This window comes from Dactylosporangium aurantiacum, from assembly GCF_000716715.1.
GTDB lineage: Bacteria > Actinomycetota > Actinomycetes > Mycobacteriales > Micromonosporaceae > Dactylosporangium > Dactylosporangium aurantiacum.
This window is the reverse complement of record NZ_JNYJ01000095.1, coordinates 1-11660: the sequence shown is the minus strand read 5'-3', so window position 1 is coordinate 11660 and position 11660 is coordinate 1. Positions and strand designations below refer to the sequence as shown.

Sequence of the window (11660 nt, the reverse complement as noted above, 5' to 3'; positions counted from 1 at the left end):
GTGGAGACGAGGGGACTCGAACCCCTGACCCCCACACTGCCAGGACTGGACTCACAACAACCGTTGACCTACCAGGACGCTGACCTGCCCATCCAGCCTCGCCTGACCGTCAGTCCCCGCTATTTACCTTGATCAACCGTGTCGTCTGGCATGGATGTGGCACGGCTAGGAGCGTCGCCACGCCTGCCCAGCCGATCGCCCGGCTCATGAAAGTTGCCCGAACCACCCTCTGCGGCTCCGTCAACCAAGCCTGCGCAAGAAATTCGCACCCTCGTCGACGGTTGCCACGGCAAGTCGACAGTTGCCAGGGCAAACCGTTGCCCTACGGCAGGACACCGCCTGAGCTACAGGACTAATCAGACAATTAGCCCTAATGAGTATGTTTCCGACTCCTAGGGGTGCTGCCTTGCACTCCCACGTTCCGTGACGTTCAGCGGGAGGTACAGTCTCGATCTTGTCAAGGGTGGTGCAACAGCGGGTTCTGCGTGGTTTACTCGCACAGAAGGCGCCCAGGCCACCCTACTGGGGAGGGTAGAGCCATCATGCTGCAGAGTTTCCGTTTCGCCAACCATCGCTCCTTCGCCGACGAGCAGCAACTTAATCTCACACCCATCTATGATTCTGGCGACGAGCGGGCGGAGTCTCGACCGAGCGTTCTCGTAACAGGCATATTCGGTGCAAATGCATCTGGAAAGTCAAATGCCATCCACGCATTCCAGTTCATGCGCCGAATGGTCACCAGCTCGGACCGCGCCGTGGAACCCGGCCTAGCGATTTCTATTCCTCGCGAACCATTCAAGCTTTCTATCGACATAGCTCGCACTCCATCACGCTATGTAGTCGATCTATCACTTGATGGCGTTCGTCATACTTATGGATTTACCATAAATGACGAAGGAATCGTAGAAGAATGGCTGTTTCATTATCCGCTCAAGAAGAAGCGTCGCGTTTTTGAGCGCGATGGTGAGAACTTTGTGTGGGGGGAGGAGAGTCGAAAGCAATCGGATCTGGAACGCATCTCCAACATCACAGCCCCTACCGCATTATTCATTTCAACCGTAGCTCGATTCAACCGTCGAGCATCGCTAGACGATCAAGTACATCAGCCACTACATGATGTCTACCGGTGGTTCTTCCGATCGCGTGTCCGCACGAGACCGGATCTGCCCCTGCGGAACTTCGCCTCAATCTGGTCAGATCTAGGCAGCAGTCGCGACGTTATCGTCGACCTCATGAGAGCTGCCGATGTTGGAATCGTCGACGTGGCGGTGCAGACGGAGACACAAGATTCACTGTTCGATGTCGAGGAATTTCTTTCCGACTCGACGACCAACACGACTCAAGTACGCCGTCGACTGCTCTTTACCCATAAAGGACCGTCTGGCGACGGCATTCTTAGTCTAGAGAACGAGTCGACAGGAACACGCCGGCTGCTTGACCTTGCCTACGTTGCTGCATCAGTGCTGCGCATCGGTGGCATCATGATGGTTGATGAAATTGATTCGAGCCTGCACCCAATCCTGACTGCAAAGTTGATCGGGTTGTTTAGAAGTCCCGCCTCAAATCCGCGGCTAGCCCAGCTGGTTTTCTCCAGCCATGACGCAACGCTACTCGGGACCCTTGACGCTGAGGAGGTTCTGGGACGCGATGAGATTTGGTTTACAGAGAAAAGCGATGACGGTACCTCTACCCTCTATCCCTTGGCAGATTTTAAGCCTCGGCGCGAAGGGGAGAATCGTCAGCGCCGATACCTCAACGGAAACTACGGCGGAGTTCCTGAAATTTCAACATACTTGTTCGAAAAGGCGCTAGCCTCACGCATGTCCGAAGTCGTTGAGGGCAGCGATGGCGCGTAGGGGAAATGCCGAACATCGTGGCGTAAAACTTGGCACCGGAAGAGAGACGGACCTAAGACGGCTCCCGAACCGCCGCGAACAGCGAACGACCGTTCTGGTTGACACGAACGGAAAGTCCACGGAAATCAAGTACTTTAAGTGCGTCAAGGATCTTCCGTGGGTTACCGCAGGTCGGGTGATCGTTACATTTACAAACGGGTCGCCCCTTGAGGTTGTTCGTGATGCCGCGCGGCGACGCGATGAAAACGAATACGATCACGCCTGGGCGGTTTGCGACGTCGATGACTTTGACACCGTTGAGCCAAGCACGGAGGCCGAAAGCCTTGAGGTTTCGCTGGCATGGTCAAACCCGTGCTTCGAAGTCTGGCTCATCCTGCATCGAGAAAATTCGAGAGCGCACATTGCTGGCCCAAAAAAAGCCGCCGAGAAATTGTCGAGGTCCATTGGTAAGCCATGGGATAAGTCCACATTGAACTTCGCCGACTTTGACGCAGGAATTGGCGAGGCAGTACGGCGCGCAAAGCAGCTTGACGCTGCACCTGCCGGTAATCCTTCGACAAACGTGTGGCAGCTTATCGAGTTGCTGGGCACCACGCCTTAGCAAGCCCGCGGCGACTCACCGCGCTGCGTAACCAGGTGGTTCGACAGCGGGCCAATCCCCACTCTTTGACCAGCGCTAGGGCAGGGTACTGCACAAATGCTCGATACCCTGCCCTCGTTCGGCCGCATTGGTTCGTCCTTGTACCTGTTCTAGGGCTGAGCGTCGGCCCGCTCGGCGAGCGCCCTCAGTTCCGGCGATGTTGCGCGGCCGGCGATCAGGATCAGTTCTCTGATGGCGCTCCGTGCCGCTACATGCGTGTGGATCAGCTCAGGTGCGAGTTCTTCGGCCCGCAAGAGACAGGCGAGCGCCTCGCCGGTCTGCCTGCGCTGGCCGTACGCGCGCCCCATGTCCAGGAAAAGCCGGGCGCGCCGCTCGATGGACAGCCCTGCGGCGTCGATCTGCTGTCCGATGTCGATCGCTTCGCCAGCGTCGCCGAGCTCGACGGCGATGGAGACTGCTTGGATCTCCACATTCGTCGGGCCGAATTCAAGGTTGTAGTCGTTCCGATCTTTTCCCAGGCGCCGTGCGACCTGCCGGGCGTGCTCGATCTCGCGGCGCGCCTCGGCGCGGCTCCCGGCACGCGCGTGCGCGAGCGCCAGGACGAGATGGAGCGAGCCCATCACTGAGAGCGCCTCGGCCTCCGCGGCGACGGCCGGTGTGTGCTGGTGGAGTGCGTTCACTGCGGTCGTCGCCGCGTGCTCGGCCTGGTCGACGCGCTTGAGGCGGACGAACGCCTGCGCGAGGCGAAACACGCCTGCGAAGACGTGCAGTACCTCGCCGGACCGCTCGGCAGCATTGATCGCCCGGTCGGCCGCGATCCAGGCTGCGTCCGGTTCATCCTGCCGCACGAAGGCTGCCGACAGCGCCTGGTAGGTGCGGCTGAGCAGCGACCAGAGTGCCGGCCGTTCGTCATCCGGCGCCGTGCGCGCTGCTCGTTCCAAGCGCGGTACAAGCGGCCCGATAGAGGCACTCAGCTCCGCGAACTGGTTTGCGTGCGTAAGAGCCCAGATCTCGTCCACGGCGGACCGCAGTTCCGACAAGCTCACCGGCGCGGGAGTGACTTCCTCAGCGAGCAGCACCTCAGGCACAGGGTGGCCGGAGATGACGAGTCGGGCCTGGTCCAGGTCGTTCGCCGGAAGCGCCCCTTCATCGCGAACCGGGGTCTCCGGCGCAATTGGTGAGTCAGGCTGTAGCGCCTGAACGGACACGCCGAGGCCGTCGGCCAGGAGGCGGAGCACGTCCAGCCTCGCGACCGGCTGTACTCCGCGCTCCACCTGTGAGAGCCAACTCGACGTGCGCCCGAGCGCGGCGGCCAGCTCCCCCTGGGTCATACCGCGCTGCTTCCGCAGTTCGGCGACGCGCGCGCCAAATGCGCGCTGATCCTCGGTGGTCACAGTGGCAACGGCCCCTTCCCTGATTCGGCCTGCATGAACGTCACGTCGACACCGCTCGTGTACCGCACCCGTTCGGCCAGGAAGTGCTTGGTGTGCGGCTGCTGCTCGTGCGCATCGAAGGCGGCCCGGTCGGCGTACAGCTCGTAGAAGACGCGCACGAGCGGCTCATCGGGCACGGAGTGCACGACGTATGCCAGCGTGCCCGGTTCGAGCCGCTCAATCTCCGGAGTCGTCCGCGCGACCAGCTCATCGAACCCGCTCGCCGCCTCGTCGTCTTGGAGATAGAACCGGACAACCAACGCAAAACCCCTGCTCATTGCCTGCCTCTTCCTCTGCATTCATGGTCGCAACCAGCTTGCCAGTCTCGCAGCACTTCTGCCAATCACAGTTTTTCTTGACTCACAGAAATACTGCGAGTACGGTCGCAGTAGAGCTGCTAGCAAGCGCATCACAGCAGCTCAGCCGGTTGGTAGGCACGGCGTAGCGGCTTCGGCTGCCCCGTTCGTGTACCTGCCCGCCGTGTGCGCGTCCGTTGAGAACTCCACAGCGACACGAAAGACAGCGCGTGCGAGGCCGTGCGCGAGATGTCCTGCGACGACCTCGGTAGGTCCCGAGCGAGCGGGTGAGCAAGACCGGCTAGCCGCGCTGAATCGCTTATTCCACAACGCTTTCCGCCCGGCCGGGGCATCTCGGCCGGGCGACCCTTCCGATCTCACAGGAGAGACCGTGATCTACGACCGTGATTCGACGGACGAACCGACCGCCGCCGACCTGGCCGCGATCGAGGACGAGTGGCCGCTGATCGAGGCGGAGATTGAGCTGCTGGACGTGCAGCTCGTCATCCTCGACGCGCGACGGCCGGTCGATGAGGTGACCGCCCGGCGGCTGCACCGGGCGCGTGACGCGGTGGTCAGCGAGGCGCTGCGGTACTACCAGCGTCGCGTCAACGCCGCCCGCCGGGCCGCGTGAGGCCACCCATGACCAAGACCTACACCCACCCTGACGTGCTCACCGTCGGCGTCCACGACGGCTGGGCCGACCCGATCACCGACCCGACCCGCATCGACTGGCCCACCCGGCAAGCCGCCGCGCTGATCCCGTTCACCGTCACCGACGGGCGGCCGGTCAACCCGTTCGCGCCGACCGGCATCGAGCACGGCCGCAACGAACTCGGGCACTGGGGCGAGGCGGTCGCCGCTGACGCCCTGGTCGAGACCGTCGACCCGAACGGCTGCCGGTGGATCGTCATGGTCGAACGCGCCGACGGGCACGGCTGGGCACTGCCCGGCGGCATGGTCGACCCGGGCGAGTCCCCGACCGCCGCCGCCGTCCGCGAGCTGGCCGAGGAAACGACCCTCGACCTGTCGTGGGCCGACTGGCACACCACCACACCCCGCTACGTGCCCGACCCCCGCGCCAGCGACGAAGCGTGGATCGTCTCCGTCCTGTCGCGCTGCCACCTCGGCACCTACCACCCCGACGACCGCGACGAATTGCTTCCCGTGGCCGGCGCCGACGACGCCAAAGACGCCCGATGGGTCCACGCCGACAACATCTGGGCGCTCACCGACCACCTCGCCAGCCGCTACTGCGGCCGCATCTTCCCCGCCCACCGCGCCCTGCTCACCGACATCCTCAAGCACCCCTCGGAGGCCTGACATGACCACCGCCACCGCCCCCAGCGCCTACCCGCCGCCGATCGAAGCGCTCATGCCCCGGGCCCGCGCCCTCGCCGACCAGCTCGGCGACCTCCCGTCCCGCAACGCGCTCATGAAGGAATTCAAGATCGGCGCACCGAAGGCCAACACCATCCGCGAGGCCCTCACCAGCGAGCGCACCACCGCAACGACGCCGGTCGAGACGTGGACGCTGCGTGACCAGGTCCGCAAGGTCCTCGACCAGCACGCATCCGACGACGACCCGCGCGACTCGCTTGCCCTAGCGGCCCTGGTCGGTGACGTGCTGGACCTCAACGACACCGAGCGGCGCACCGCCATCAACCACGTGCGCGTCTGGAAGCACGAGCGGGCCGCCTCGGCACGCACCCTGCACGTCGTGCCAGACCTGGAGCCGGACACCGACATGCCCGACCCGGCCGCGCCTGCCGAGGCGCCGCCGGTCGCCGAGGCGATCGAGACGCCGCCGCAGGCCACGGGTGACGGACACCCGGACACCAACATCACCATGACCGACGCCGACGGGCTGCGCGCCGCCATGGTCAAGAACGGCCGCCACGTCCCCACCCACGGCGAGATGTCCCCGGCCGCACCCCACGCCGAGACCCCGGCGAGCACGGAGCCGGACCGGGCGCGTCGGCCGCGCTCCTGGCCGGTCTGGGTCCTCGCCCTGCCCGCGTTCGTGGCCATCTGGTCCGGGTGGGTCGGCCTCGGCGAACTGACCGGGTTCGGCGTAATCCACCCGCTGCCCGGCATCGCCGACGGGTTCAGCATCAACACCGCCATCACGCTCCCGATCGGCGTGGAGACGTACGCGGCGTACGCCCTGGCGGTGTGGCTGTCCAGCGCCTACGGCGCGTCGGTGCGCCGGTTCGCCCGCTGGTCCGCCATCGGTTCGCTCATCTTCGGCGCCGCCGGGCAGGTCGCCTACCACCTGCTCACCGCCGCCGGGGTCACCTCGGCGCCCTGGTGGATCACCACCGCCGTTGCTTGCCTGCCCGTCGCCGTGCTCGGCATGGGCGCCGCCCTGGCACACCTGATCCACGCCAACCGCGACTAGCTCCGCCCGGTGCGCGGCCAAGGTTCCTAGGCCAGCAGGCCGCGCACCGGTCCCCTATCCCTCCATCAGGAGTCAGGAGACCTCCATCATGGCAACCCCAACCGACGCCGGCACCCTCGCCGCTGTCTTCGCCGCCCTCTACGCCGCTCACCAGGTCGCCGACCACTGGATCCAGACACAGCACCAGGCCGACCACAAGGCCGACACCGGGTGGCGAGGGCATCTCGCCTGCGCCGCGCACGTCGCCACCTACACCCTCACCGCGGTCGTCGCCCTGGCCGCCACGCTCGCCGTCACCGGCACCGCGCTGCACCTCGGCTGGACCGCCGCCGGGCTGACCGTCTCGGCCGTGAGCCACCACATCGCCGACCGTCGCACGCCGCTGCGGCGCATGGCCGACGCACTCGGCAAGTCCCCGGCCTGGCTGGAGCGCGGCGGCGGCCTCTACGCCCTCGACCAGTCCTGGCACGTCGGCTGGCTGTTCGTATCCGCCCTGCTCACCGCCACCTGAACCCGTTCTAGCTGCTGCTCGACTGTCCACAAAGGAGACCGATCATGCCCGGCTCGTTGAAGAACAAAGCGATCAGCGTCAGCCTCGGCCTGCTGGCCGCGTACTTCGTCATCACCAACCCCACCGGCTCAGCCCACGCGGTCACGGTCGTCGTCAAGGGCGTCATGGCGTTCCTCGCCGCCCTGGCCGGTTAAAACCCCTGCCCGGTGCGCGGCCTCACGGCCTCGGAAACCACGGCCGCGCACCGGCCCCTCACCACGGAGGAAGCCCCAATCATGACCCAGCCCGAGAACTGCCAGCAGTGCAAGTACCTGCAACACCAAATCGAGCTGCTGCAAGCCCGCGTCGCGTGGCTGCACGCCCAATGGCAGCTCACCCAAGCCGGAGCCGCGCGGGTGCAGACGTTCCTGGACGACGAGATGTCCAGCTACACAATGTCCAGCCGCGCCGCGGTGGAGCGCGCCCACGCGATGCTCGCCGACGTGTGCCAGCAGGCCAGCGACGCCAACAACGAGTACGCCCGGAGGGTCCTGTGACCGACATGCACACCGCGGCGCCCGGCGCCGCCGACATGCCCACCGACCCGCCCGCGCCCCGGCTGCACCTGGTCAAGCCCCGCCGCAACGACCACGACGAACGTGACGCCCTGGCCGACAGCCACGGCGGCGCCCTCGGTGGTGACTTCGGTGGTGACGCTGAGACGGTCGTGGTCGACGACGCCGACTTCGGCGGGCCGGTCGACGCGGTCGACGTCGCCCCGACCCTGTCGTGGAAGGACGTCACCGCCACCGGCGCGGCCGGACGCGCACCGATCGTGCCGACCTGGCTGACCAACCGCGCCCAGCGCGCCGCGACCCTGGCCGCGATCGGCGACAACCTGCGCTACTGGGCGCTGTTCCACCTCGCCCGGACCCCGAAATACCTGGCCAAGACCGCCGTGTACGCGCCGATCGGCGCGGCGCGGCTGCTCGGCCGCACCCTGCGCTGGGCCAGCGCCGAGGACGGCAACTGGCAGCTTCGCCAGCACGCCGCCAACACCAACGACGCCTACACCTGGCAGTCGCTCAACCGCACCCGCGCCAAGGAAGCCCGCGGCCGGTGGTGGCTGGTCGGCGTCGCGGCCGTCGCGGCGCCGGTTGCCCTGCTCATCGTCCGTGTGTCCGATGTGGTGCCGTCGTGGGGTTGGTACGCGGTCGAAGCCGCCGCCGTGCTGCTGCTCGCCCGCGCCGGCCGCCCCGCCGACAAGCCGATCACCGACCGGGTATCCAACGCACCCCGGTTCACCAAGCTGACCGGTGAGATGGTCCGCAACGCCCTGGTGTCCCTCGGCCTGCCTGCGATGAAGGAACCCAGCACGATCGAGTTCGTGCACCCCGGCATCCACCGCGACGGCCCCGGCTGGCTCGCCCGGGTGAACCTGCCGCAGGGCCTGGAGGCGGTCAAGGTCCTGGAACGGCGCGGCATGCTCTCCTCCGCGCTACGGCTGCCGGTCGACCAGGTGTGGCCGTCACCCGGCCCGGAGCACGCCGGACAGGTTGACCTGTGGGTCGGCTACCAGCCCGCGTCCAAGATGGGGCAGTCGAAATGGTCGATCGCCGCGCCGAACGCCCGCACGAGCGTGTTCGAGGAACACGAGTTCGGCAGCAACGAGCGTCAGCAGCCGGTCAAGACGTCGCTGTTCGCCCGGTCGTTCGTCATCGCCGGGCAGCCCGGCTCCGGCAAGTCCTACGCCGCACGGGCGCTGGTGCTCATGGCGTCGCAGGACCCCACGGTCGAGTTCAAGATTGCCGAGTTCAAGGGCACCGGCGACTTCATCGACCTCGCCCCGATCTGCTCGACGTACGTCGTCGGCGTCGATGACAAGGCCATCGCCGAAGGCGCCGCGATCATCATGTGGGGTCTCGCCGAGGCCGAACGGCGCGGCAAGCGCGTCCTGGCCGCGAAGCAGCGCGGTGAGGCGCCCGAGGGCAAGGTCACCCCTGAGCTGGCCCGCAAGCCAGGCTCCGGGCTGCACCCGGTGGTCATCGTCATCGACGAGGCGCACGAGCTGTTCGGCGCCTCGGCCGAGGCCGCCGACGCCGCCGAACGGCTCATCAAGCGGGCACGGGCGCTGAACATCATCGTCATCCTCGCCACCCAGATCCCCGACCGCACGAGCCTGCCGCCGAACATCGTCCGCTGCGTCACCAACCGGTGGTGCCTGTCGGTCGCTGGGCAGGTCGAGAACGACATGGTCCTCGGTACCGGCGCCTACAAGCGCGGCATCACCGGCACCGTGTACCGGCCGGTCATCGACGCCGGTTGGGGCTGCATGACCGGCCTCGCCGCCCCGACCGCCGTGCGGTCGCAGTACCCGACGCCGGAAGTCGCGGCCGAGATCGTCGCCCGCGCGGTCGCGATCCGGGGCGGCGCCCCGGTCGGTGGCAGCGCCGACCTGCCCACCGCCCGCGACCTGCTCGCCGACCTGGCCGAGGTGTCCGCGTCCAACGGCCAGCACTGGGCACCCGCCGCCGACGCCCTCACCGAGCGGTGGCCCAACGCGTACCCCGGGCTGACCGCCGACGCGCTGTCCGAACTGGCCCGCGCCGCTGGCGTACAGAGCGTCACCGTCAAGGTCGGCGGTAGGCCCCTCAAGGGGTACCGGCTCGACGCCCTGCGGGAGCTGATCAGCACCCGCGCCGCCACCCCCACCGAGGGGTAACGGCCAAGGTAACGGCAGAGGTACCGGTAACGCCCGCGTTACCTCTGCCGTTACCCCCCCAATCCACACCACTACCTGCGACGACTTTCCGCAGGTAGCCGGTAACGCCATGCCAAAAACAGGCCCAAAAACCGCTCAGGGAGCCTTCCGTGACCACCCTGTACGCCGTTACCGCCGCCGCCCTCGCCGCCTACGCCCTCGCCTGCTGGATCCTCCCGTTCGGCCGCTGCCAGGGCTGCAAAGGCACCGGCACCCGCCAAACGTTCCTCACTCACCGTTACCGGCCGTGCCGGTGGTGCCGAGGCACCGGCCGCCGCCTGCGCATCGGCCGCCGCCTCTACAACTTCGCCGCCCGCCTCCACCACGACGCCACCGCTCGCCGGGACGCCCGATGAAGGCCATCACGCGCCGCCGGACGGCGCTCAACCCCGACCGGCACCCCGACTGGTGCGCCGGAGGCCACCGCTGCAACCTCGGTGAGCACCGGGCCGGCCCCCTCGTGGTCGACGTCCCCGGCCTCGGCCGCGCCCTGCTCACCCGCGTGCGCGCCGCCGACGGCCGGGAACACGCCGAGGTCACGTTGACCGTGGCGCTCGCCGCCACCGAACCGATCGCCCGGCGCCAGCTGCTCGGCCTCGCCCGCGACCTGGGCGCCGTCATCGACCGCGCCACCCGTGCCAGCGTCCGGCGAGCCGCGTGATGACCACGACCGCCGCCCGGTGCGGGTTCTGGATCGCCGCCGACCAGCGGCACTGCGGCACCACCGACGGCACCCGCACCTACCTGCCCGGCGAGCGCTGCCCGCAACACACCCCGGCCGCGCTCGCCGGGCGCCCTGAACCGCCCTCCGCCTCGATCACGGGAGAAACCGAGATGGAGCTTCGCCCTGCCTCACAAGCGTTGCTGCGCAACGCGATCCGCTACGCGGAACACGGCTGGCCCGTGTTCCTGCTCGGCCGCACCAAACGTCCCCTGGCCAACTGTGACGCCTGCAAGGACGCTGGCGCCGAGCACGACCCGGCCGCGTGTGACTGCCTGACCTGTCACGGGTTCTACGCCGCGACTACCGACCGGCAGCGCATCGAGGCGATGTGCGAGGCGTACCCGCGCGGCATGCTCGCCATCCGCACCGGCGCGGTCGCCGACCTGGCCGTGGTCGACATCGACCCCCGCAACGGCGGCGCCCTCGACCCCGCCCTCATGCCGCGCACCGCGTGCGTGGCGACCGGCGGTGGCGGGTGGCACCTGTACTACCGGCACCCCGGCGGGCGCCTCGCCCCCGAGGTCGCCGACCACCCCGGCGTGGACCTCAAGGCGGACGGCGGCTACGTCGTCGCCCCACCGTCGATCCACCCGCGCACCGGGCAGCCGTACCGGTGGATCGGCAGTCACCCGGTGATTGAGATGGCCCCCGCGTTGGTCGCGCTCTGCCGGCCACGCGAGACGCTCACCGTCGCCGCCCCAACCAGCCCGACCACCGCGCGCCGGGCGGGGGCCATCTCATCCCCCGACGCGCTGCTGGCCTCGATCCTCGGCGCCGTGGGACGAGCGCCGAAAGGCGGTCACCGCCGCGCGCTCTACGGCGCCGCCCGAGGCGTCGCCCGCATGGTCGCCGCCGGGGCCATCGACCAGGCCGACGCGGTCGCCGCGCTCACCGCGACCGGCCGCGAGCACGGCCAGACCGACCGGGAGATCCGCGAGGCAATCAAAGGCGGATTCCGTGCGGAGCGGGTGCCTGTGGCGGTCGAGAGGCGGGCCGCATGACACTCCCTGTGTCAACCTCAGGCGGCGAGCGGTTCGTTTTGGTGGAGTCGGACGGCGTTGCCGTGCCGTGCCGGGTCGTATGGGAGCCGGTCGGTCC

14 protein-coding genes are annotated in these 11660 nt (G+C 67.8%); 12 read left to right on the top strand and 2 right to left on the bottom strand.

The features are described from left to right. Nucleotides 1–542 precede the first annotated feature (542 nt). Both OP18_RS56590 and OP18_RS56585 read left to right on the top strand, forming a co-directional pair. Nucleotides 543–1856, top strand: a complete 1314-nt coding sequence (locus OP18_RS56590) for an AAA family ATPase (protein ID WP_081971822.1) — start codon at nt 543–545, stop codon at nt 1854–1856. Further along, nucleotides 1846–2457, top strand: a complete 612-nt coding sequence (locus OP18_RS56585; protein ID WP_081971821.1) for an RloB family protein — start codon at nt 1846–1848, stop codon at nt 2455–2457. The genes OP18_RS56590 and OP18_RS56585 overlap by 11 nt, the downstream gene beginning before the upstream one ends. A gap of 149 nt (nt 2458–2606) precedes the next feature. Here OP18_RS56585 and OP18_RS49715 read toward each other — a convergent pair whose 3' ends face one another. Both OP18_RS49715 and OP18_RS49710 read right to left on the bottom strand, forming a co-directional pair. Further along, on the bottom strand, nt 2607–3851 hold the full coding sequence (locus OP18_RS49715) for a helix-turn-helix domain-containing protein (protein ID WP_033367656.1): 1245 nt from the start codon (nt 3849–3851) through the stop codon (nt 2607–2609). Further along, nucleotides 3848–4168 carry a putative quinol monooxygenase gene (locus tag OP18_RS49710; RefSeq protein WP_033367660.1) on the bottom strand — a complete coding sequence of 107 codons (321 nt, stop codon included), beginning with the start codon at nt 4166–4168 and terminating at the stop codon, nt 3848–3850. Before OP18_RS49710 ends, OP18_RS49715 begins: the two co-directional genes overlap by 4 nt. Nucleotides 4169–4577: 409 nt before the next feature. Between OP18_RS49710 and OP18_RS49705 the strand changes: the two genes are divergently transcribed. The 10 genes from OP18_RS49705 to OP18_RS49665 all read left to right on the top strand — a co-directional run bounded on the left by OP18_RS49705 (nt 4578) and on the right by OP18_RS49665 (nt 11563). Beyond that, the gene (locus OP18_RS49705) at nt 4578–4820 is read left to right on the top strand and encodes a DUF6284 family protein (RefSeq protein ID WP_033367655.1); all 243 of its coding nucleotides are present in this window, start codon (nt 4578–4580) and stop codon (nt 4818–4820) included. 8 nt (nt 4821–4828) lie between these two features. Beyond that, the gene (locus OP18_RS49700) at nt 4829–5509 is read left to right on the top strand and encodes an NUDIX domain-containing protein (protein WP_033367654.1); all 681 of its coding nucleotides are present in this window, start codon (nt 4829–4831) and stop codon (nt 5507–5509) included. A 1-nt stretch (nt 5510) separates the two neighbouring features. Next, the gene (locus OP18_RS58430) at nt 5511–6587 is read left to right on the top strand and encodes a hypothetical protein (protein WP_033367653.1); all 1077 of its coding nucleotides are present in this window, start codon (nt 5511–5513) and stop codon (nt 6585–6587) included. A gap of 85 nt (nt 6588–6672) precedes the next feature. After that, the gene (locus OP18_RS49690; protein ID WP_033367652.1) at nt 6673–7098 is read left to right on the top strand and encodes a helix-turn-helix domain-containing protein; all 426 of its coding nucleotides are present in this window, start codon (nt 6673–6675) and stop codon (nt 7096–7098) included. 44 nt (nt 7099–7142) lie between these two features. Next, nucleotides 7143–7292 (top strand): hypothetical protein, encoded by a 150-nt coding sequence (locus OP18_RS58425; protein ID WP_156090355.1) that lies wholly within the window; start codon nt 7143–7145, stop codon nt 7290–7292. A gap of 81 nt (nt 7293–7373) precedes the next feature. Then, on the top strand, nt 7374–7634 hold the full coding sequence (locus OP18_RS58990; protein ID WP_162189943.1) for a hypothetical protein: 261 nt from the start codon (nt 7374–7376) through the stop codon (nt 7632–7634). A gap of 5 nt (nt 7635–7639) precedes the next feature. Beyond that, nucleotides 7640–9799: an AAA family ATPase gene (locus tag OP18_RS49680; RefSeq protein WP_245635808.1), complete on the top strand. Its 2160-nt coding sequence runs from the start codon at nt 7640–7642 to the stop codon at nt 9797–9799. A 149-nt stretch (nt 9800–9948) separates the two neighbouring features. Further along, on the top strand, nt 9949–10194 hold the full coding sequence (locus OP18_RS49675; protein WP_033367650.1) for a hypothetical protein: 246 nt from the start codon (nt 9949–9951) through the stop codon (nt 10192–10194). Continuing rightward, nucleotides 10191–10499 (top strand): hypothetical protein, encoded by a 309-nt coding sequence (locus tag OP18_RS49670; protein WP_033367649.1) that lies wholly within the window; start codon nt 10191–10193, stop codon nt 10497–10499. Before OP18_RS49675 ends, OP18_RS49670 begins: the two co-directional genes overlap by 4 nt. A 173-nt stretch (nt 10500–10672) precedes the next feature. Next, on the top strand, nt 10673–11563 hold the full coding sequence (locus OP18_RS49665) for a bifunctional DNA primase/polymerase (protein WP_033367657.1): 891 nt from the start codon (nt 10673–10675) through the stop codon (nt 11561–11563). Nucleotides 11564–11660: the final 97 nt, after the last annotated feature.